Below are 21,543 nucleotides of genomic sequence, written 5' to 3'. Positions count from 1 at the left end.
GGAATTCTACACGGCGTCCCGCCCGGAGTGTTAGTTGGGCTTGGGCGGCGGGGGGAGGGCTTCGTCGAGGCCGCGGTCAATCACGCGGTCGAGCGCGGCCCGCACGTCGTCCAGCCGCGTGGGCTTGCTCACGAAGTCGTCCATGCCGGCGGCGAGGCAGCGCTCGCGCTCCTCGTCGAGCGCGCTCGCCGTGAGCGCGATGATCTGCACGTGGCGCTCCAGCGGCTCGGCGGCGCGAATGCGGCGCGTGGCCTCGTACCCGTCGAGGTGCGGCAGCTGGCAGTCCATCAGGATGGCGTCGTACTCGCGCAGCAAGGCCTTGTCCACCGCCTGCAGGCCGTCGGTGGCGAGCTCCACCTCGCAATGCAGCGACTCCAGCATCTTGCGCGAGATGATCTGGTTCACCTTGTCGTCCTCGACGAGCAGGACGCGCAGCCGCGCGCGCGTCGACGCGCGGGGCATTGGCAGCGAACTCTGGCGCACCGCATCCCGTGCCATGGCGGCCTGCTCCGCCAGCAGGTGCTGCGTGAGGAGTGGCACGTTGGCCGCCGGCACCTGTCCGCCCGCGCGCCGCGCGAGCACGGCCTCGATCATCTGCTGCACCGTGTCGGCGCGCAGCGGTTTGGGGAGATAGCCGTCGTATCCCACCGCGCGGAACCGCAGGGCGTCGCCGCGCACCGAGGCCGACGTCGCGAGGACGAGGGCCAGCGCGTCCAGCGAAGCGTCGGCCCGCACCGCGCGGCCCACCGCCTCGCCGTCCGCGCCGGGCATCATGTAATCGATGAGCGCGACCTTGTACGGATCGCCCTCCTGCTGCGCGCGCCGGATCTCGTCGAGCGCGGCGTTGCCGTCGGACGCGGTTCCCACGCGCATCCCCCACGACGTCAGCCGCTCGCGCAGCACCTGGATGCCGACGTCGTTGTCGTCCACGACGAGCGCGCGCACGTCGCGCAGTTCCTGCGCCGGCGGCGAGACAGGGACCGCGCTGGGGTCGAGCGGCAGCGTGATGTGCGCGCGGAAGATCGACCCGACCCCCTGGGTGCTATCGACGGTCAGCTCACCCTCCATCAGGTCCACCAGCCGCTTGCTGATGGACAGGCCCAGCCCCGTGCCGCCGAAGCGCCGCGTGGTGGACGAGTCGCCCTGCTCGAAGGGGGTGAAGAGCCGCGCCAGCCGGTCGGGGGCGATGCCGATGCCCGTATCGTGGATGGCGAAGACCACGCGCACGCGGCCGGCGCCGGCCGGGTGCGCCTCCACGTCGATGAACACGTGGCCGCGTTCGGTGAACTTCACCGCGTTGCCCGCGAGGTTGAGCAGCACTTGCCGCACGCGGCCGCTGTCGCCGATCACGCGCCGTGGCGTCTCCGGCGCGACGCGCACGACGATCTCCGTCCCCTTGTCGCGCGCCCGCGGCGCGATGAGATCGGCCACCTCGGCGACCGCGAGATGCAGGTCGAAGGGGATGGGGTCGAGCCCGAGCTTGCCCGCTTCGATCTTCGAGAAGTCGAGGATGTCGTTGATGACGCTGAGCAGGTGGTCGGCGGAGCGTTGCGCCGTCTCGAGGTATGACCGTTGCTCGGCGGTGAGGTGCGTCTCCGCCAGCAGGGCCGTCATGCCGATGACGCCGTTCATCGGCGTGCGGATCTCGTGGCTCATCGTCGCGAGGAACTCGCTCTTGGCCTGCGACGCCGCCTCGGCCGCGTCCTTGGCGGCGCGCAGTGACGCCTCGGCGGCCTTGCGCAGGGCGCGCTGCCGCTGCGCACGCCGGCGGTTCAGCACCGCCACCCAGGCGTTGAACAGCAGCACCACGCAGAGCGTGACGAACAGCCAGCGCAGGATCCGCGCCTGCGCAAAGGCCTCGGAGGTCTCGAGCTCGAAGACGAGGCCCGCGTCGATTTCCGGGATGAAGGTCCACGCGCCGACGACCTTGGCGCCGCGATAGTTGCGGTAGCCGTCCATGTCGACGTCCGTCGAACCCTGCGTGACGAGGGCGGCGGCGCGCGTGAGCGGCCAGCGCGCGGCGGCCTCCGGCGTCGTGCGCATCGATTGCAGCGAGGCGCCCGGGTCGCGCGCCGCCAGCTTGAACGCGGGCGAGCCGCTCCCCGGCGCCTGCACGCCGGCGCGCATCAGCGACGAGCCAAAGCGGGGCGTGCTGGCGAAGACACCGTCGCGCCGGACGAGATAGACGTCGCCCGTCTTCCAGGTGTTGCTGACGTCGATGCGCACGGCCATCGGCGCGTCGAAGAGCACCGCGCCGCGGTGCCGGCCCGCGGCGTCGGCCACGGGCGTCGCGATGGTCACGAACGGCGCGCCAGCGTCGAGCCGCTCGCCGTATGCATCCGTGGTGCGCGGCAGCGGCATCGGCGCGCTGACAACGGGGACTCCACCGGCGACCCGATGCAGGCGCGCATTCTCGCGCCATCGTGTGGCCGCCTCGTCGGCGGTGATGCCGGTGGCCGCCACCACACGGCCGCCGCTGTCCACCAGCGCCCAGCCGAGCCACCCTTCCGCCTCGAGCGCGGTCCCGATGGACTGCGCCGCCGCCACCGTCGCGGCGCGGCCGCTCCGTCCCGCCAGCTCGTCGAGGAGCGCACTGCGCACGCTGGGCGCGCCGACGATGGCGTTGCCCACGCGCACGAGGTCGCGATGCCAGCGCTGGATCTCGGCGCGACGCTCGTCGCGCCGCGACTGCAGGAGCGCTTCGTCCGCGTCGCGAATGCGGGCCTCGAGCACGACGAGCGAGACCGCGCCGACGATGACCGTAAGGGCCAGCGTGGTCCAGACGACCACGCGGGCGGCGGTCGGCGAGCCAAGGAACCGATTGACGGTGGACTTCATAGGCGCGGGGGAAGGTGGCGTGGGGCCGGGCGCGTGGCAAGGCGAAGCGCGCGTGGCGCGCTCGCCGTGTCGTGGCCCCACGGCAGCGTGGTCCCGCCGTGGCGCTTCGTGCGGCCCCCGTTGCGTGCGGCGCGGTACCGATTAGCATTGGAGGTAGCCGCCAGGGGTATTTCGGCTCGCGCCGATTTTGAGAAAGTCCCTTGGAACCTGATCCGGATCAAACCGGCGTAGGGAGTGCGGCGTGTCGCGGCGGTTTCCGTTGCGCCACCCACTCGGCCGGGTGGCGCTTTGTATTTGGCGCCGCTCGGCCGAGCCCACTTCCGGATCGCAACCGTTCTTCGCGAACCGGCCATGCAGCCTATCCACTTCGTTCTCGCGGCGTCACTCGCCGCGCTGGCCCCGCCGGCCCCCGCGGCCGCGCAGGCCCCCCAACGTCCCGACTCGCTGCGCACGTCGCGCACCGACACCCTCGAACGCGTCACGGTGCGTGCCGTGCGCGCCAGCGGTGCGGCCCCCCTCAGCGAGCGCACCATCGCCCGCGACGAGCTGCAACGCGGCTACGTCGGCCAGGAGGCGCCGCTGCTCCTGACGCGCGTTCCGGGCATTACCGCGTATTCCGAAAGCGGCTCGTTCACCGGCTACAGCTACCTGCGCATGCGCGGCCTCGACCAGAACCGCGTGAGCCTGTCGTTCGACGGCATTCCGCTGAACGATCCCGAGGACCAGGCCTTCTACTTCTCCAACGTCCCTGATTTCGCCAACAGCGTGCAGTCGGTGCAGGTGCAGCGCGGCACGGGAACGAGCGCGTTCGGCAGCGCGGCCTACGCGGGCTCCGTGAACTTCCAGTCGCTGGACCTCGCCTCGGCCAGGCGGGGCGGGGAACTGCAGATGTCGGGCGGCGCCTTCGACACGCGCCGCGCCGCGCTGCAGTGGCGCTCGGGGTTGACGGGCGGACGCTGGGCGATGGCGGCCCGGGCCACGTCGCAGCAGACCGACGGCTTCCGCCGTCACTCGGGGAACAACGCGTCATCCGGTTTCTTTTCGGCCGCCTGGTACGGCAACAAGGACGTGGTGAAGTTCACGGCCTTCGCGGGGCTCTCCAAGCTGCGGTCGTCGTATTACGCGGCGGATGAGGCGACGGTACGCGCCGACCCGCGCTCCAATCCGATGGGGCTCGATGAACGCGACCGCTTCTCGCAGATCTTCTGGAACCTGCAGCATGTGCGGGCGGTGGGCGCGCACGCGGTCTGGACCACCACGGTCTACCGGCAGGGGGCGGGTGGCTGGTTCGACGTGAAGGTGGACCCCGACCTGTGGCGCTTCAACCTGTCGTACAACTGGTACGGGGCGCTCAGCACCTTCTCGTACCGGCGCGACGCGGTGGCCTTCGACGCGGGCGCGCACCTGATGCAGTACCACCGGGATCACTTCCTCAAGATCTGGCCGGCGCTGAACGACCGGATCTACGACAACACGGGCCACAAGAACGAGCAGACCGCCTTTGCCAAGCTGCAACTGGAGCGCGGTCGCGCCACCTGGTTCGGCGACCTGCAGCTGCGGCGGGCTGCCTTCCGCTATGACCCCGCCATTCGCACCTCCCAGGATCCGCACGCTCCCGCCACCCATCCGTCCACCGACTGGGGGTTCCTGAATCCGCGCGTCGGCGTCACGTGGCGGCAGTCACCGGCGCTTTCGTTCTTCGCCTCGGTCGGTTCCGTGCGGCGCGAGCCGACGCGCGACGACATGTTCGCCGGCGCCGACAACCTCGATTCCACGAATGCGGCCTCCATCCTGCCGCTCGACCGCGTGCGGCCGGAGCAGGTGGTGGACTACGAGGCGGGCGCGACGTGGCAGCGCGGCACGCTGCGCGCCTCGGCGAACCTGTTCGCGATGGAGTTCCGCGAGGAGATCGCCGCCGTGGGCGCGCTCAGCCTCACCGGGTCGCCGCTGCGCGTGAATGTCGGCGGCTCGCATCGCCGGGGCCTCGAGGCCGAGGTGCGCTGGGAGGCGACGCCGTCCCTCGCGCTCGACGCGACGCTGGCGCTCACCGACGCGCGCATCCGTCGCTTCGTGGACGCCGCCAGCGGAGGGGAACATCGCAATGTCCGGTCGCGGCTGACTCCGTCCACGGTGGCGACGCAAGCGCTGGTCTGGCGCCTGCGCCACGGCTTCACCTTCGAGGGCGAGGCGCGTGAGGTCTCGAAGTCGCCGCTGACCAACACCGGTGACGCGGCGGCGATGCTGCCGGCGTACGTCCTGGCGGATGCGGGCCTGTCGTGGAGCGGCGGCGCCACCAGTGTCTCGGCCCGGGTGAACAACGTGCTCGACCGGCTGGCGTACGGCGGCGGCTACGCGAGCGGGGGGACCAATTACGTCTTTCCGTTCGCCACGCGCCACCTGATGCTCAGCATCCGGCGGGCGTTCTAGCGCGGGGCCCGGCGCCGGCGGATTCCCCCGCCGGCGCCGCCGCGCGTATCTTTCGGGTCCATGGTGCTGCTGCCGAACACCTCCCGGAACCCGTCGCGTTCGCTCTTCGACGGCCTGTCACTCGCGCTCCTCCTGATGGGGGCGCTGGTCTTCGTCATCATGACCGCGATGCAGCGCGTGCGTCGCGAGGCGGCGGACCGCGAGCAGTTCGTGGCCAAGACGGCGTACGACCTGCGCTTCGACCTCACGAGCGCGCACCTGGCGGTCGAGGAGTACGCCGACGGCGATGCGGGCATCGACCCCGAGCAGGACATTCTCAATCGGTATGCGCATGCGCTGCGCCTCATCGCGCAGCTCACCGATGATGTGAGTTCGGGCGGCGCCTCGCTGATGCTCGATCCGCTGCTCAGCGACCGCATGTCGAAGCTCAGTGCGCAGGTGGTGACGTTGCGCGAGTTCGCGCGGCAGAAACTGGCGGCGGGCCCGCGGTCATTGCGGGACGCCGACCTCGACCGACGGTTCGACGGTGCCCTGCGCACCTCGTCGCTCGAGGCGGCCGCCATTGAGGAGAACCTGAACGCCGCCGCGATCCGCGCCGGCGAGCGGCTCGACTCGCTCGAATTTGTCATCGATGCGACGGTGGCGGTGCTCTTTGCCCTCGGCGCGCTGCTGGTGGTGCGCCAGCGGCGCTCGCACGCGGCCGCATTCGAGGAACTCGAGTCCAAGGTGGAGGGGACGACGCGCGATGTGGTGGCGCGCGAGGCGCAGGCCCGGGCGCTGCTCAACTCGACCATCGACGCCATCGTCGCGGCGGACAAGAACGGGACCATCGTCGGCTGCAACCCGGCCGCCGAGCGGCTGTTCGGGTACAGCGAGTCGGAGCTGATGGGCCTTCCGGTGCGCGCCCTCACCGGCGAGCCGTACCGGTCGCTGCCGCCGGAGCGGCTGGGCGAGTACTTCGACCGCGCGCTGGCGAGCGGCCGCGGCGTCAGCGAGATCGTCAACGGCCGCCGCAAGGATGGACGCGAATTGGTGCTCGACATGTCGCTGAGCGCCGTCTCCGCGGGCAACGACGCGACCTACATCGCGGTGGTGCGCGACATCGGCGACCGCGTGGCCGCCGAGCAGCGCTTCCAGGCGATCTTCGATCACGCGACGTCGGCGCATTTCCTGATGCGCCAGAGCTCCATATCCGACTGCAACGAGGCCGCGGTCAAGCTGTTCGCGGCGCGGGACAAGGGGACACTCAACGCCCTCGAGCTGAGCGCGCTCTTCCCCGAGCACCAGCCCGACGGCGAGGAATCGGCGGTGGTGGTGTCGGGCCTCGTCAATCGCGAGCGCGCCCAGGGCGCGCACGTGACGGAACTGCAATGCCGCCGGTTGAACGGCGAGCTCTTTCCCGCCGAGCTGACCTTCACGCCGGTGGAGCTCGAGGGCGAGGCGATCACGCTGCTGGAGGTGCGCGAACTCACCGAGCGACGCCAAAGTGAGCAGGCGCTCGTGATCGCGAAGGAAACCGCCGAGGCGGCCGCGCGTGCCAAGAGCCAGTTCCTGGCCACCGTGTCGCACGAAATTCGCACGCCGATGAACGGCATCATCGGCATGACCGGCCTCCTGCTCGAGAGCGAACTCGACGAGCAGCAGCGGCAGTACACGCTCGCCGTCAAGACGTCCGCCGATTCGCTGCTGTCGATCATCAACGACATCCTGGATTTCTCCAAGGCGGAGGCCGGCAAGCTCACCATCGAGCCGCTCCCCTTCGACCTGGTGTCGACGCTGGAGGAGGCCTGCGACCTGCTGGCGCCGAACGCCGACGAGAAGTCGATTGCCATCGCGCTCCACGTCGGCCGCGGCGTCCCGTCGCAACTGGTGGGGGACGCCGGTCGCATCCGGCAGATGACGCTCAACCTGCTCTCGAATGCGGTGAAGTTCACGACGTTCGGGCACGTCGTGCTCGAGGTGGAGGTGATCGAGCGCCGCGGCAGCGACGCGATGGTGCGCATCTCCGTCCACGACACCGGCATCGGCATCCCCGAGGCGCAGCAGTCCCGCATCTTCGAGGATTTCTCGCAGGGCGACGCCTCGATGAGCCGGCGATTCGGCGGTACCGGCCTGGGCCTGGCGATCACCCGGCGCATCGCGGAGATGATGGGTGGCGCCGCCGGCTTCCGCTCGGTGGAGGGACGCGGCTCGACGTTCTGGGTGACGCTGCGACTGACGGTGCCATCCGATGCGCACGAAGCGTCGCCGCTCCCCGACCTCGCCGGCCGCCGCGTGCTGGTGGTGGACGCGCACGACGTCACGCGCCGCTCCATCGCGCAGCGCATCGAAGGGTTCGGCGCCTCGGTCGACACGCGCGCACTGGGCGACCACGGCCTGCAATTGCTGCGGCAGGCGGCGGCCGGCGGCAGCCCGTACGATATGGTGCTGGTGGAGTACGGCACGCGCACCGCCGAAGACCTGGACTTCGTGTCGGCCATTCGTCGCGAGCGCGCCATCGCCGCCACGCCCCTCGTGCTGCTCGTGCGCTCGAGCGATGGATTCAGCGCCGGCGCGGCCGCCCCGGTGGGCTATGTGGACCTCGTCACCAAGCCGGCGCGCGGCGCGGCACTGCTCGGCGCCATGCGCGCCGCCCGTGCGGCCCGCGAACGGCATCGCGGCAACCTCGACGAGATCACCGAACCCAGGCCGATCCCGCGGCGCAAGACGACTGGCCGTTCGGCCGTGGACACGCCCACGAGTTCCGCAACCTCCGGACTGCGCGTCCTCCTGGCCGAGGATAATCCTGTCAACCAGATGGTCGCAAAGGCGATGCTGGAACGCGCCGGCTGCTTGGTTGTCGTGGCGCACAACGGCGCGGAGGCCGTGAAGACCTCCGAGGCGCAGATCTTCGACATCATCTTCATGGACTGCCAGATGCCGGTGATGGACGGTTATGCCGCCACCGCGCACATCCGGCGGCGCGAAGGCGACGCGCGGCGCACGCCGATCGTGGCGATGACCGCCAATGCGATGCCCGGCGATCGCGAACGGTGCCTGGCGGCGGGGATGGACGACTACATCGCGAAGCCCATCGACGATGCGGTGCTCAAGGCCGCGCTCGAGAACTGGGGCAGTCGCCGCGCCGCGGACTGAACCGGCACGCGGCTGATGCGGCCGCGTGGGCGCGCGATGGCGCGCCCGATGTCGCGATCAGCGCACCGCCAGCAGCGTGACCTCGAAGACGAGAATGGCGTTGGCGGGAATGCTCCCCGACCCGTTCGTGCCATAGCCGAGGGTGGGCGGAATGACGAGCTGGCGCTTGCCGCCCACCTTCATCCCCTGGATGCCTTCGTCCCAACCCTTGACCACCTTGCCGGCGTTCAGCAGGAACTCGAAGTACGGCGGAACCCGGCCGACACTCGTGTCGAACTGCTGGCCGTTCACCAGCCAACCGCTGTACTCCACCCGCACCGTGTACCCGGCTGCGGCCGTCGCGCCCGTGCCGGTCACGAGGTCCTTGTAGTACAGACCGCTCGCCGTCTTCGTCATCGAGGCGATGGAGACGTTGAGCGAGCTGGCGTAGCTCGACGTGGCCGGGTCGGCGGTATAGACGTTGGTGTCGACGGCTGTGGTGCCCGAGTTCGAGCCGTTGCATCCGGCACTCAGGATGGCGGCAAGGGCGAGCAGGACGGGGCGGACAGCGCGCATGGCAGTTCGATCGGCGAAAGGAAGGGTGGCACGGCCACGCCGTGCCGAGTCGTAAATTGCACTGGGGCGGCCCTCGAACGGCAGGGGGCGGCCCCACTTGATACCCGCGAGGCCTAGAGCGGTGTCACCAATCGCCGGATGCCGCGGGTAAAGGCGGCCGCCGCGGCGGCGAGGAGCGCGGCGTATGCCACGGTCAGCACGAGCAGCGTGCCGTCCGAGACCCGGAAGATCGCCCCGAAGAGCTGGGTGAGCCGGCCCACCGGGCCCAGCGAGGCGTCGTAGGCGAGGAGCGCGCCCCACGCGGCCGCGCCGGCCAGCGTGGCGGTGAAGACCGTCGCGCGGTATCGCGCCCCCCACACGCCGTACGCCGCGGCCGCCAGGGGCACCATCCACCAGCCGCCCCACCACGTGCCCGCGGCCGACACCAGCGTGAGCGCGGCAAACTGTGCGAGCCATTTCATCGTCAGCGCTCCGGGTGCAGGGTGAGGGCGAAACGCGGATGCGCCAGGTCGGAGGCGCGGCGCGGAAAGCGCAGCGTATCGAGCGTCCCGGCGGTCCACGAGGCCAGCCGGTCATCATAGCGCTCACTCACCGGATTCCCCGACTGGCCGCCGGGATACGTCCCCCACGCATGCACCTCGGGCGAGAGCTCCACGACGAACCGCCAGCTCGCGCCGTGCGAACCGTCGCCATCGGACGGACTGAGCGTGCCGCGCCCCGACGGCATGGGGATGCGCGTGCGTCCGAGTCCTGGCATGCGCAGCAGATGGTTGATGGAGGCGGTGCGAATCCCCGACCATCGCCAGCGCGGTCCCGGCGGGCCGTACTTCTGCGACACGGTGCGATAGGCCGCGCTGATGCTGGCCACGAGCACGCTGTCGCGCGTCTCGCGTCCCGGAGTGGCGCGCACATCCCACCAGATCGACCGCTCGTCGCGCATCAATTGGGCGAGGATCGCCGCGCTGGGCGTCGGGTCGCGCCGCACGTTGGCGGCGCCGCGCAGTTCGTCCCAGGTGCGTTGCGACAGCTCCTGCATCATCGCGTCGTAGAGCACGGCGCGTTCGTTGTCGGGCGTGAAGCGGCCGTCCCATTCGCGCAGCAGCGAGGCGCCGCGCACGGCGAACGTGTCGGCCACGCCCGCGCCGGCGGCCTTCGCCACGGCGTCGAACATCGGACCGACGAACAGCGCCGTCATTTCGCTCGTGGGGTCCGTCTGATAGCGGCGCATCGCATCCGGTGTGACCGCCGAGTCGGCGCGCAGCAGCGCGTTGATGCGCATGGCGCGGAACGGCGACGGCCAATTGGAGCCGAGGTATGCGGGATCCACCAGCGGGTCCTTCGGTTGCTGGTTGGCCGAGGCCAGGTAGCCCTGCGCCGGGTCCGTCGACTGCGGATAGCGATCGAGCGGCCAGTACCCCCTCCAGTCGTTCGCGCGCTTCGTCCCGTCGGCAATGCGATTGCCACGCAGTTGCCCGCCGCGGATCGGGTAATGACCGGTGGAACGGATGGCGATGTGACCCAGCGTGTCGGCGGTCAGGAAGTTCTGCGCCGGCACTCCGTAGGCGCTCATCACGGTCATCCACTCATCCACCGAATGCGCCTGATTGGCGAGGCGGAAGAGCGCGCCCTCATCCGAGACGTCGAGCGCCGTCCAGCGGCGCGACAGCCACTTGCCGCCGGCGCGAATCATCGGGCCGCGATGGGTGTGATAAATGGTGTCGGTGCGCAGCACCCGCCCGCTCCGGCCGCGAATCGCCTCGATGCGCCGGTCGAGCGGCAGCCACGCGCCGTCCAGCTCGTAGCGCGTGGGGTGCCGCCAGTCGTCCACCTTCTCTTCGTAGTAGTCGAGAACGTCGGCGCCCGTATTCGTCGCGGTCCACGCCATCGAGCGATTGAATCCGATGGGGACGATGGGTCCGCCCGGGATCGTCACGCCGTAGGTGTCGATGACGCCCGGCACCTGCAGGTGCACCTCGTACCAGATGGAGGGGAGGGTGAGTTGCAGGTGCGGATCGCCGCTCAGCAGCGCGCGTCCTGCCGCGGCGCGCTGCGGCGCGACCGCCCAGTTGTTGCTGCCCACCGCCACCTCGCCGGTGCCGCGCAGCGCGTCGAGCGTCGGGGACTCGGTGGCGCGCTCGAACGCCCGCGCCATGACCAGCCGCGCGCTGTCGTGCGGGGCGGGCGGGGGGAGCGCGGCGGTGACGAATCGCGGCGCATGCCGCCCGTTCACCGGCTGGATGGGCTCCTGAATGGGCGACTCGATGGGGAAGAGTGCGTCCGCCGCCTTCTCGCCGACCAGCGCCTCGACGCTCGCCCGCCGCAGTTCGTCGTCGTTCCACGCGAGCGTGAGCGACATGCGCGCCAGCAGGTAGTACGTGTACTCGGGACGCCACGCCTGCGGCGTCGCGCCGAGCAGGCGATACTCGAGCGGCAGCTCATCGCGCGACATCTGCGCGAGATAGGCATTCACGCCATCGGAATAGGCGGTGACGATCCGGCGGCTCACGGCGGTGTCGGGGAGCGCGTTCCACTTCCGCAGCGCCCCCCACGCCAGCCCCTGCGCCCGCGCCTCGCGATCGAGCTCGAGCGCCGACGCGCCCACGAGTTCGCTCAGCGTGCCCGCCACCGCGCGCGTCTGCAGGTCCATCTGGAAGAGCCGGTCGCGCGCCACCACGAAGCCGAATGCGCGCATCAAATCGTCTTCATTCTGGGCGAACAGGTGCGGCACGCCGCGATCGTCGTATCGCACGGCGACGCTGTCCTTGAGTCCCGGAATGTTCAGCGACGCGTCGCGGGGGAGTTCGGCGGTGCGCGCCACGGCCCAGATGCCGTGCGCCGGATCGAGGAACGGCCCCAGCGCCGGGACGCGTCCCAGCGGGCGCGCGCCGACGTACAGGCCAACGCACAGCACGGCGGCCGAGAGAATGAGCGCCGCCACCTGACTGGCCCGCGCCACGACGGCGGGGACGGCCGCGCGCTCGCTCATCCGCGGTCTCCGCCCAGGATGTCGCCCAGCGGGCCGAGCACGCCGCCCTCGTCACGCCGCTGTCCCATGCCCATGCGCGATGCCGCGATGATCTTGTCGGCCATGCGGGCGAAGGGGAGCGTCTGCAAGATGACCTTGCCCGGTCCCGTGAGGTGCACGAAGAAGATGCCCTCGCCGCCGAACAGCGCATTCTTGATGCCGGGGACGGTGCGAATGTCGTAGTCGACCGTGCTCTCCATGGCCACGAGACAGCCGGTGTCCACCCGCAGCGTCTCGCCGGGGCGAAGTTGCCGCTCGATGAGCGCGCCGCAGGCGTGCACGAAGACGAGGCCGTCCCCGTTGAAGCGCTGCAGGATGAAGCCCTCACCGCCGAAGAAGCCGGCGCCGATGCGCTTCGTGAACGCGATGTCGAGCGAGATGCCGCGCGCGGCGCAGAGGAACGAGTCCTTCTGCGCGATGATCTCGCCGCCCCATTCCTTGAGGTCGAGCGCCCGGATCTTGCCGGGGACCGGCGCCGCGAAGGCGACGTCCTGTCGCTTCAGGCCGGCGTTGCCGAACATCGTGATGAAGAACGACTCGCCGGTCAGCAGGCGCTTGCCCGCGCCGAGCAGCTTGCCGAACAGTCCGCCGCCCTGGTTGTTGGGATCAAGGGTCGTGGCCATCTGGATGCCGTCTTCCATGTACAGCATCGCGCCGGCCTCGGCGATCACGCCCTCACCGGGATCGAGCGTGATGACGACGCCCTGCAGGTCGTCGCCGATGAGTTTGTAGTCAATGATGTCAGCGGGCATGCGAAGGTCCTCGATTCGTGGTGCAGGGGCGCGGTACAGGGTGTGGTGTTCGGGCACGGTACAGGGTGTGGTGCTCGGGAACGGTGCAGGGTGTGGTGCACGGTGCGAGGGTACGCCTCCTACGGTGCGGCGCGCCACGCGGCTTCGAATTCGCGGACGATGTCGCCGGCGGGGGCGATCACGTCGATTGTCTCGACGCTGCGGCCGGCCTGCCAGTACTCGCCGTGGCCCGATCCCTCGCGCTGCTGGTCGCGCTTGAGGCGCCAGAGGCCGAGCAGGCCGAAGTACGTGCGCGCCCAGTGCTTGGTCTTGCGCCCCTTGAACATCCAGCGCCAGAACGCGTTGATCTCGGTCCCCAGCCGCTGGATGTATGGCGTGTTGATCACGGCCACCGGCACGCCGGTGAGTCGCTGCGTGGTGACGATGTCGCGCTCCTTCGACGAGAGGATCGCCTGCTTGTACGATTCGCTCGTCTTGCACTCATTGGTCGCGATGAAGCGCGTGCCGCATTGCACCGCGGCGTAGCCGAGGCCAAGCACGCGCGTGAAGTCGGCGGCGTCGCCCACGCCGCCGGCGCCGATGATAGGCAGGCCGAGCGGCGCGAGGTCGTCGAGCAGGGCGCGCGGATCCTGGTTGCCCAGATGTCCGCCGGCGCGATTGTTGACCGCGACGAGACCGTCGACGCCGGCGTCGCGCCCCTTCTCGCCCCAGCGGCGATTGATGACGTCGTGGTACACCACGCCGCCCGCGGCGTGCACCTTGTCCACCACCCAGCGCGGATTGCCCAACGACGTGATGAAGAAGCGCACCCCCTCTTCGAGCGCGATGTCGACCCAGCGAATCATGCGCTCCTCGTAGACGCGCGACGACTTCTCCACGAGCGCATTGAACCCGATCGGACGGCCACCGGCCAGCCGGTTGATCAGCCGCAGTCCCTCGCGGTAGTCGTGTCCGTGCACGTACGTCAGCGAAATCGGCTGCACCACCCCAATGCCGCCCGCGGCGGAGACGGCCGCCACCAGCTCAGGGTTGCTGCACGGAAACATCGGGCCGCAGATCAATGGCACCGTGGCGCCGGTCTGGTCGAGGAAGCGCTGCTGCCACTCGCGATTCATTCAGGCACCGGTCCCAGTTTCCAGGTCACCGTGGCGCGGGCGACAATGTCGCCCGCGGCGTCCGTCACTTCGGACGTGAAGTCGTACTCGCCTTCGGGGAGGTCCGGCGCCACCGTGCAGCGGCTCTCCGCCACCAGCACGCCGCGTGCCTTCTTGAAGTACTCGATGCCGATCCTCGTCACGATGCCGCGCATCCCCTGCGGAAGCGCGCCCAGCATCGCGAGCCCGCTCGCCAGCTCGGCGACGTTCATCAAGGCGATGGCGTGCACCGATCCCAGGTGCTGCCGCAGCGCGCGCCGTTCCGTGATGCAGACCCGCACGTGCCCCGGCTCGAGCAGCAACACCCGCGGAGAGACCGAGCCGGAATAGGGCACCTGCCAGCCCAGGAGCTTGCTGAAGAGCCAGCGGCCGCCGGGCCAGGCGGAGAGCCGGCGCCACTGCGCGAGGATGGCCGTGCCGGGGGCGTCATTTCGCATCCGGCTAAGGTAACGAAAGCATGGGCTGGGAACCACGATTGAGGATTTGGAACCCGGAACGGGATCACGGATTGCGATCCAGGATGGCGACCTGCGACTTGCGCGTGTCTACATTTGTATCGCGAGTCGAATTCCTGAATCGTGATCCTTGATCCCGTGCCGGATTCCCAATCCTCAGTCGCCGTCCATGCCCGAACTCCCCGCATCCCCCCCGCAAGCCAAGCGCATCGAGACCATCCATCTCCTCCACGGCGACCGCCGCGTGGACGACTACGCTTGGATGCGCGACCGCGAGGACCCCGAGGTGACGGCGTACCTCGAGGCCGAGAACGCGTATACGGCGGCGATGATGGCGCACACCGAGCCGCTGCAGGACGATCTCTACCGGGAGATGCTGGCGCGCATCCAGGAGGACGATACCACCGTGCCGGTGCGGCGCGGCACGTGGCGGTACTACTCGCGCACGGAAACCGCGAAGGCGTACCCGATATACTGCCGGAAGGGGGCACAGGCACGGGAAGAAATCATCTTCGACCAGAACGCCGAGGCCGCGGGGCACGAGTTCCACCAGCTCGGCGCGCTCGAAGTCAGTCCGGATCACCGCCTGCTCGCCGTCCTCGAGGACGTCACCGGCTATGAGGACTTCACTCTGCGCGTGCGCGACTTGGCCACCGGCGAGTGGCTGCCCGATCGCGTGGAGAAGCTCGGCTTCGGTCTGGCGTGGGCGTCCGATAGCCGCACGCTGTTCTACACGACCACCGACGAGGCCAAGCGGTCTGACCGCGTCTGGCGCTACGTCCTTGGCGCAAGTAATGGCACGGCCGCCCAGGTCTTCCACGAACCTGGCGTGCTCAACAACGTGGGCGTGCATCGCGCGAGGTCGGGGGCGTTCATCGTCATCTCGTCGTCGTCGTTCACCGACGGGGAGGTGCGGCTGATCGACGCCGCGCGTCCGGAGCGCGCTCCCGTGCTCGTGCGCGCGCGGCGCGAGCACGTGGAATACGACGTCGAACCGGGCGTTGACTGGCTCTACGTCTGCACGAACCTCGACGCGCCGAACTTCAAGGTGATGCGCGCGCCGCTCGCGAATCCCGGGGCGTGGGAGGAGTGGCTCCCGCACCGTCCCGAGGCCTTCGTCGAAGGCGTGCTTGTCTTCAGGCGCTTCGTCGTCGTGCAGGAGCGGCAGCGCGGCCTGCGCACCCTGCGCGTCACCGACCTGGAACAGGGCGACACCCACTATGTGGACTTCCCGCAGGCGGCCTACGGCATTCAGGTGGGATCGAACCCCGAGTTCGACCAGGCGGAACTGCGCTTCACCTACTCGTCGCTGGCCACGCCCGACACCGTCCTCGACTACGACCTGCGCACGCGGTCGCGCGTGGTGAAGAAAAAGGAGCCCGTGCTCGGCGGCTTCGACGAGAACGCGTACGCCATCGAGCGGCTGGAAGCGACGGCGCGTGACGGAACGCGCGTCCCCATCTCGCTGGTCTATCGCACGCCGTTCGTGCGCGACGGGTCACGCCCGTTGCTGCTGTACGCGTACGGCTCGTACGGCTACACGATGGAGCCCACGTTCAACTCGGCGCGCATCTCGCTGCTCGACCGCGGTTTCGCCTTCGCCATTGCGCACGTGCGCGGCGGCCAGGAGATGGGACGCGCCTGGTACGATGACGGCAAGATGATGAAGAAGATGAACACCTTCACCGACTTCGTTGACGTCGCCGAGCACCTGGTGCGGGAGCGCTACACGTCCAGCGACCGTCTGGCGGCGAATGGCGGCAGCGCCGGCGGCCTGCTGATGGGGGTGGTGGCGAACCTGCGTCCCGATCTCTTCCGGACCATCGTGGCCGACGTGCCGTTCGTCGATGTCGTCAACACCATGCTCGACGCGTCCATTCCGCTGACGGCGCAGGAATGGCTGCAGTGGGGGAATCCCAACGAGCCCGAGGCGTACCGTCACATCCGCGCGTACGCGCCGTACGAGAACGTCGCGCCGCAGCCGTACCCGCGATTGCTCGTGACGAGCGGTGTGAACGACTCGCGCGTGGCGTTCTGGGAGCCCGCCAAGTGGGTGGCCAAGCTGCGCGCGACGGCCACCGGCACGCAGCCGCTGCTGCTGAAGATGAACATGGGCGCCGGCCACGGCGGGGCGAGCGGACGCTACGAACGCCTGAAGGAGACGTCGTTCCGGTACGCGTTTATTCTGGATCAGTAGCGCGGGCACACGGGCGCCGACGCATCTCTTCAGTCGTGCGCCGGCCCAACGCTCAATCCCTGCAACCGCCCATCGCTGGCGCCCTACGCCCGCCCATCAATCCCCGCCGTCCCCCAACGTCGCCCGGAATGCCGGCGCGCGCCGTGCCTTGGTGCTCTGCTCAAACGCAAACGCATACGACAGCAGGCGCCCCTCTTCCCACGCGCGTCCGATAAACGAAACGCCCACCGGCAGCCCGTGCACCATCCCCATCGGCACGGTGATGCTCGGATAGCCGGACACGGCTGCGTACGTCGTGTCGCCGCCGGTGAAGTGGTCGCCGTTCAACAGGTCCGTCGTCCACGCCGGCTGGTTGGACGGCAGGATGATTGCGTCGAGCCGGTGCTTCGCCATTACCGCGTCGATGCCCTGCGCGCGCGTCAGCCGCAGGCACGTGGCGCGTGCGTCGAGATACTTCTTGGCTGTCAGCGCGCCGCTCTTCTGCGCGCGAATGAAGATCTCCTGCCCGAACCACGGCATCTCGCGCGCCGCCTCGCGCTCGTTCCACGCGATCAGCTCGGCGAGCGACTTCACCGCCACGGTCGGGCCGCGCGACGCGAGATACGCGTTGAGCCCGGCCTTGAACTCGTAGTCGAGCACGAGGGTCTCGGCGGGGCCAAGCTGCGGCGGCGTCGGCAGTGACGCGGGGTCGACGATCACCGCTCCCGCGTCCTTCATCGCGGCGATCGCACGGTCGAACGTGCGGTCCACGTCGGGGTTGAATCCCGCCTGCGCGCGCGCCACGCCAATGCGGGCTCCGCGCAACGCCCCGGCCTGGAGAAACGACCGGTAATCGGCACGCGCCTGCCCGGCGCTCGCCTTCGTGGCGCCATCGCGCGGATCCACGCCGGTGAGCGCGCCCAGCAGCGCCGCCGCGTCCGCCACCGTGCGGCACATCGGCCCGGCCGTGTCCTGCGACGCGGCGATGGGAATGATCCCCGACCGGCTCCACAGTCCCAGCGTCGGCTTGATGCCAACCAGCCCGCAGATGCTCGCGGGCGAGATGATCGAGCCGTCCGTCTCGGTGCCGATGCCGATCGTCGCGAGGTCGGACGCCAGCGCCGCCCCGGTCCCGGAGCTCGACCCGCTGCAGTTGCGGTCGAGCACGTACGGATTGCGCGTCAACCCGCCGCGTCCGGTCCACCCGCTCGTGGAGCGCGTGGAGCGGTAGTTGGCCCACTCGCTGAGGTTCGTCTTCCCCAGCAGCACGGCCCCCGCCGCGCGCAGGCGCTGCACGATGAACGCATCCTGCAGCGGCCGGCTGTCGGCCAGCGCCAGCGACCCCGCCGTCGTGAGCATCTGGTCGGCGCTGTCGATGTTGTCCTTGATCAGCACCGGAATGCCGTGCAGCGGGCCGCGCACCTTCCCGGCCTTTCGTTCCGCGTCCATGGCCGCCGCTATCGCCTGCGCGTCGGGATTGAGTTCGATGACCGCGTTGATGGCGGGCCCCTGCTTGTCCATCGCCGCGATCCGCTGCAGGTAGCGCTCCACGAGCGCCCGCGACGTGAGTTCGCCCCGCGCCATCATCGCCGCGAGTTCCGTGACCCCCTTCTCGAAGAGCGCATCTTCGCGCGGCGCCATCGACCTCGCGCCAGGCTCGCGCTCACCCGCGGCGTCGCTCGGCCACGTGTCGGCAGCGAACGCCGGTGCCGCACCAGAAGCGGCCACGCCGGCGGCGGACAACGCAACGAACTCACGACGGGAGAGCGGGGAAGGCATGGAGCGCTCGGAGTGGGAGTCAGCGGAAACTACGGCACGAAACCACCCGCGCGGTAGAGAAGCGCGCTGTAGTTCCTCCCAAGTTGGATCCGTGTCCCTCCGTGTCCCTCCGTGTTCATCTGTGAAATCCGTGGTAGCCGCTCCAAACGGCATACCACGGATCTCACGGGCAAGCTCGGATTACACGGAAACGACCAAAGAAGAGGAACTTCACCAACAAACGAAAAGACCCGGAGCAAACGCCCCGGGCCCATCGCCAATCGCAATCCTAATTCGGAATCCTCAATCCCATTCCGGATTCCAGATCCTAAGTCTCAGTGCCCTTCGTCGATCGCCTTGACTTCCTTGACGAGCGTCCCCAGCGCGCCCTTCGCGTCGCCGTAGATCATGCGCGTCGTCTCGAGCGTGAACAGCGGGTTCTCGACGCCGGAGAAGCCCACGCCCTTGCCGCGCTTGATCACGTACGTGACCTTCGCGGTCCACGGGCGGAAGATCGGCATGCCGTACAGCGGGCTGCTCTTGTCGTTCTCGGCGTCCGGGTTCACGATGTCGTTGCCGCCGACGATGATGGCGATGTCGGCATCCTTCAGCACCCGATTCGCGTCATCGACGTCCGTCATCAGCGCGCCGTAGTCGATGCCCGCCTCGGCGAGGATGACGTTCAGGTGCCCCGGCATGCGGCCGGCCACCGGGTGAATGGCGTACTTCACCGCGCCGCCGTTCGCCTCCACTAGGTCGGCCAGCTCGCGGCAGATGTGCTGCGCCTGCGCCACGGCCATGCCGTACCCCGGGATCACCACCACCGATCCGGCATACGCCAACTGCATCGCTGCGTCTTCAGTGCTGATCGTCTTCGGCTCCTTCGCCGGGCCCTTGACGCCGACCGCGGCCGGCGGCGCGCCGAACGCGCCGAAGATCACGTTGCCGAACGACCGGTTCATCGCCTTCGACATCATGACCGACAGAATGAAGCCGCCCGCGCCTTCCAGCGCGCCGGCGATGATCAGCACGTTGTTTCCGATCGCGAAGCCCGTCGCCGCGGCCGCGAGGCCGGCGTACGAGTTGAGCAGCGAGATCACCACCGGCATGTCGCCGCCGCCGATCGGCAGCACCATCGAGATGCCGAGGAAGAGCGACAGGCCGACGACCGTGTAGAACGCCCACGTCGCTGACGGCTGGTAGATCAGGAAGGCGAACGAGCCGAACGCCACCGCCATCAGCAGAATGTTGAAGAAGTTCTGCCCCTTGAACGTGATCGGACGGCCGGTGATCAGTTCCTGCAGCTTGCCGAACGCCATGAACGAGCCGGTGACCGTCAGCGCGCCGAACAGCACTTCAAAGCCCAGCGCCCCGGCGAGTCCGCTCGTCAGGTGCCCCTCGGCCAGCAGTTCGCGGTACTCCACCACGCCCACCAACGTCGCGGCAATCGCGCCGAAGGCGTGCGAGAAGGCGATGAACTGCGGCATCGCCGTCATTGGGACCTTCATCGCCATCGGGTAGCCGGCGATGGCGCCGACGACGAGGCCGATGAGGATCCACTGATACGTGACGATGTGCTGGTTGAGCAGCGTGCCGATGACCGCGAGCAGCATGCCCACGGCGGCCTGCTGCATGCCGCGCCGGGCGCTGTCGGGCTTGGTCAGCGACTTGAGGCCGAGGATGAACATCACCGAGGCGGCCAGGTACGTCGCCTGGATGATGGCGTCCCGCAAGACACTCGTAGCCGGCTCCGCCGCCACCTGCGCGGCGTCCTGCGCGATTTCCTGAAAGAGAGGCAGCATTAGTGCGCCCCTCCCTTCTTGCCGTCCGCCTTGGCCGGATGCTTGAACATGCCGAGCATGCGGTCGGTGATCAGGAAGCCCGCCACCACGTTGGTGGCCGCGGCGACGACGGCAATGAAGCCGAGGATCGTCGACACCTTGCCGTACTGTCCGCCGGCCGCGACGATCGCGCCGACGAGCGAAATGCCCGAGATGGCGTTCGTCGCCGACATCAGCGGCGTATGCAGCAGCGGCGGCACCTTGCCAATGACAAGGAAGCCGACGAAGCCGGCGAGGATGAAGACGTACAACTGCATGATGAGCGTCATACCTTCACCGTCCCGTTCTGGCACACGAGCATGGCGCCCGTGATTTCGTCGTTGGCGTCGAGGTTGAGCGTGTTCTCCTTCGTGATCACATGCTGCAGCAGCGTGTGGATGTTGCGGCTGAGCATCTGCGACGCGTGGAACGCGGCCTGGCTCGGCACGTTGATGGGGCCGAGGATCGACACGCCGTTCACGACGACGGTCTCGCCCGCCTTCGTGCCGACGACGTTGCCGCCCGTCTCGGCGGCGAGGTCCACGATCACCGCGCCCGGCTTCATGCCGGCGAGCGCGTCGGCGGTGACCAGCACGGGCGCCTTGCGCCCGGGGATCGCCGCCGTCGTGATCACGAGATCCATCTGTGCGAGGTGCGCCTTGATGGCCGCCTGCGTCTTCCTCTTCTCTTCATCGGTCTGTTCGCGCGCGTAGCCGCCGGCGCCCTCGGCGTCGGCGACGCCCTCGACCTTCAGCACCTGCGCGCCGAGGGAGAGGATCTGCTCGCGCGCCGCGGGGCGGACGTCGAAGCCGCTCACGATGGCGCCCAGCCGGCGCGCCGTGGCGATCGCCTGCAGGCCGGCCACGCCCGCGCCGAGCACGAAGACCTTGGCCGGAGCCAGGGTCCCGGCCGCGGTCGAGAGCATCGGCATCAGTCGGCCGAGCGCTCCGGCGCCGAGCAGGACGGCCCGGTAGCCGCTGATGGTCGCCTGCGACGAGAGGACGTCCATGGACTGGGCGCGTGTGATGCGCGGGACCAGTTCCAGCGCCAGGGCGCTGGCCTTGCGGCCGTTGAGCCGCTGGACGGCGTCCGGGTAGACGGCGGGCTGCAGGTAACAAATGACGGCCGCACCCTCGGGGATGGCGGCCGTCTCGTCGGCGGTGGGCGGCTGCACCTTGCAGATCAGGTGCGCGCCGGCCACGCAAGACGCGTAATCGGCGGCGACCTTGGCACCGGCCGCCGTGTACAGCGCATCAGGGAAGGAGGCGGACGCGCCGGCCCCGGCTTCGACGACCACTTCGGCGCCGGCCTTGACCAGTTTCGACACGCTCTCCGGCACGAGCGCCACTCGCGCTTCTAGGGCGGTGCGCTCTCTTGGGATGGCGATTCGCATTCGGGTTTGTGAGGGGGTGAAAACGACCTGAAAAGATAACCGGAACGCACCTATG

Annotated in this window: 14 protein-coding genes and 1 riboswitch; of the genes, 3 read left to right on the top strand and 11 right to left on the bottom strand. The window is 69.3% G+C overall.

Translation table 11 applies throughout. The features are described 5' to 3' along the window. Nucleotides 1–30: 30 nt before the first annotated feature. Nucleotides 31–2,838, bottom strand: a complete 2,808-nt coding sequence (locus tag VGJ96_02170) for a response regulator (GenBank protein HEY3285908.1) — start codon at nucleotides 2,836–2,838, stop codon at nucleotides 31–33. Between the two features lie 152 nt (nucleotides 2,839–2,990). Then, nucleotides 2,991–3,090: riboswitch (TPP riboswitch) on the top strand. Between the two features lie 99 nt (nucleotides 3,091–3,189). On the opposite strand from VGJ96_02170, the gene VGJ96_02165 reads away from it, so the two are divergent. Beyond that, nucleotides 3,190–5,265, top strand: coding sequence for a TonB-dependent receptor (locus VGJ96_02165; protein ID HEY3285907.1), 2,076 nt, complete (start codon nucleotides 3,190–3,192; stop codon nucleotides 5,263–5,265). A gap of 60 nt (nucleotides 5,266–5,325) precedes the next feature. Continuing rightward, on the top strand, nucleotides 5,326–8,400 hold the full coding sequence (locus VGJ96_02160; GenBank protein ID HEY3285906.1) for a response regulator: 3,075 nt from the start codon (nucleotides 5,326–5,328) through the stop codon (nucleotides 8,398–8,400). Between the two features lie 57 nt (nucleotides 8,401–8,457). Here VGJ96_02160 and VGJ96_02155 read toward each other — a convergent pair whose 3' ends face one another. The 6 genes from VGJ96_02155 to VGJ96_02130 all read right to left on the bottom strand — a co-directional run bounded on the left by VGJ96_02155 (nucleotide 8,458) and on the right by VGJ96_02130 (nucleotide 14,323). After that, on the bottom strand, nucleotides 8,458–8,955 hold the full coding sequence (locus tag VGJ96_02155; GenBank protein ID HEY3285905.1) for an FKBP-type peptidyl-prolyl cis-trans isomerase: 498 nt from the start codon (nucleotides 8,953–8,955) through the stop codon (nucleotides 8,458–8,460). 113 nt (nucleotides 8,956–9,068) lie between these two features. Continuing rightward, complete coding sequence (locus VGJ96_02150) at nucleotides 9,069–9,416, bottom strand: hypothetical protein (GenBank protein ID HEY3285904.1); 348 nt, start codon at nucleotides 9,414–9,416, stop codon at nucleotides 9,069–9,071. 2 nt (nucleotides 9,417–9,418) lie between these two features. After that, nucleotides 9,419–11,941, bottom strand: a complete 2,523-nt coding sequence (locus VGJ96_02145; GenBank protein ID HEY3285903.1) for a penicillin acylase family protein — start codon at nucleotides 11,939–11,941, stop codon at nucleotides 9,419–9,421. Next, a complete protein-coding gene (locus VGJ96_02140) occupies nucleotides 11,938–12,732 on the bottom strand; it encodes a TIGR00266 family protein (protein ID HEY3285902.1) in 795 nt (264 codons plus the stop codon). Before VGJ96_02140 ends, VGJ96_02145 begins: the two co-directional genes overlap by 4 nt. Nucleotides 12,733–12,851: 119 nt before the next feature. Continuing rightward, nucleotides 12,852–13,847: a nitronate monooxygenase gene (locus tag VGJ96_02135; GenBank protein ID HEY3285901.1), complete on the bottom strand. Its 996-nt coding sequence runs from the start codon at nucleotides 13,845–13,847 to the stop codon at nucleotides 12,852–12,854. After that, entirely contained in the window at nucleotides 13,844–14,323 is a 480-nt protein-coding gene (locus VGJ96_02130) for a DUF4442 domain-containing protein (GenBank protein ID HEY3285900.1), read from the bottom strand. The genes VGJ96_02135 and VGJ96_02130 overlap by 4 nt, the downstream gene beginning before the upstream one ends. Before the next feature lie 187 nt (nucleotides 14,324–14,510). Between VGJ96_02130 and VGJ96_02125 the strand changes: the two genes are divergently transcribed. Next, complete coding sequence (locus tag VGJ96_02125) at nucleotides 14,511–16,538, top strand: S9 family peptidase (protein ID HEY3285899.1); 2,028 nt, start codon at nucleotides 14,511–14,513, stop codon at nucleotides 16,536–16,538. Between the two features lie 96 nt (nucleotides 16,539–16,634). On the opposite strand, the gene VGJ96_02120 is transcribed toward VGJ96_02125, so the two are convergent. From VGJ96_02120 to VGJ96_02105, 4 genes are all read right to left on the bottom strand, one after another. Further along, nucleotides 16,635–18,296, bottom strand: a complete 1,662-nt coding sequence (locus tag VGJ96_02120) for an amidase (protein HEY3285898.1) — start codon at nucleotides 18,294–18,296, stop codon at nucleotides 16,635–16,637. Between the two features lie 314 nt (nucleotides 18,297–18,610). Continuing rightward, entirely contained in the window at nucleotides 18,611–20,077 is a 1,467-nt protein-coding gene (locus VGJ96_02115) for an NAD(P)(+) transhydrogenase (Re/Si-specific) subunit beta (GenBank protein HEY3285897.1), read from the bottom strand. Continuing rightward, the gene (locus VGJ96_02110) at nucleotides 20,077–20,385 is read right to left on the bottom strand and encodes an NAD(P) transhydrogenase subunit alpha (protein ID HEY3285896.1); all 309 of its coding nucleotides are present in this window, start codon (nucleotides 20,383–20,385) and stop codon (nucleotides 20,077–20,079) included. Before VGJ96_02110 ends, VGJ96_02115 begins: the two co-directional genes overlap by 1 nt. After that, the gene (locus tag VGJ96_02105) at nucleotides 20,382–21,488 is read right to left on the bottom strand and encodes an NAD(P) transhydrogenase subunit alpha (GenBank protein HEY3285895.1); all 1,107 of its coding nucleotides are present in this window, start codon (nucleotides 21,486–21,488) and stop codon (nucleotides 20,382–20,384) included. Before VGJ96_02105 ends, VGJ96_02110 begins: the two co-directional genes overlap by 4 nt. Nucleotides 21,489–21,543 lie beyond the last annotated feature (55 nt).

This window comes from Gemmatimonadaceae bacterium, from assembly GCA_036504815.1.
Classification (GTDB): domain Bacteria; phylum Gemmatimonadota; class Gemmatimonadetes; order Gemmatimonadales; family Gemmatimonadaceae; genus PNKL01.
The sequence above is the reverse complement of the archived record's forward strand: the minus strand, read 5'-3'. Positions and strand labels throughout refer to the sequence as shown.

Coding starts and splice junctions, on each gene's coding strand:
- VGJ96_02170 (HEY3285908.1), bottom strand. CDS start 2,838: ATGAAGTCCACCGTCAATCGGTTCCTTGGCTCGCCGACCGCCGCCCGC.
- VGJ96_02165 (HEY3285907.1), top strand. CDS start 3,190: ATGCAGCCTATCCACTTCGTTCTCGCGGCGTCACTCGCCGCGCTGGCC.
- VGJ96_02160 (HEY3285906.1), top strand. CDS start 5,326: ATGGTGCTGCTGCCGAACACCTCCCGGAACCCGTCGCGTTCGCTCTTC.
- VGJ96_02155 (HEY3285905.1), bottom strand. CDS start 8,955: ATGCGCGCTGTCCGCCCCGTCCTGCTCGCCCTTGCCGCCATCCTGAGT.
- VGJ96_02150 (HEY3285904.1), bottom strand. CDS start 9,416: ATGAAATGGCTCGCACAGTTTGCCGCGCTCACGCTGGTGTCGGCCGCG.
- VGJ96_02145 (HEY3285903.1), bottom strand. CDS start 11,941: ATGAGCGAGCGCGCGGCCGTCCCCGCCGTCGTGGCGCGGGCCAGTCAG.
- VGJ96_02140 (HEY3285902.1), bottom strand. CDS start 12,732: ATGCCCGCTGACATCATTGACTACAAACTCATCGGCGACGACCTGCAG.
- VGJ96_02135 (HEY3285901.1), bottom strand. CDS start 13,847: ATGAATCGCGAGTGGCAGCAGCGCTTCCTCGACCAGACCGGCGCCACG.
- VGJ96_02130 (HEY3285900.1), bottom strand. CDS start 14,323: ATGCGAAATGACGCCCCCGGCACGGCCATCCTCGCGCAGTGGCGCCGG.
- VGJ96_02125 (HEY3285899.1), top strand. CDS start 14,511: ATGCCCGAACTCCCCGCATCCCCCCCGCAAGCCAAGCGCATCGAGACC.
- VGJ96_02120 (HEY3285898.1), bottom strand. CDS start 18,296: ATGCCTTCCCCGCTCTCCCGTCGTGAGTTCGTTGCGTTGTCCGCCGCC.
- VGJ96_02115 (HEY3285897.1), bottom strand. CDS start 20,077: ATGCTGCCTCTCTTTCAGGAAATCGCGCAGGACGCCGCGCAGGTGGCG.
- VGJ96_02110 (HEY3285896.1), bottom strand. CDS start 20,385: ATGACGCTCATCATGCAGTTGTACGTCTTCATCCTCGCCGGCTTCGTC.
- VGJ96_02105 (HEY3285895.1), bottom strand. CDS start 21,488: ATGCGAATCGCCATCCCAAGAGAGCGCACCGCCCTAGAAGCGCGAGTG.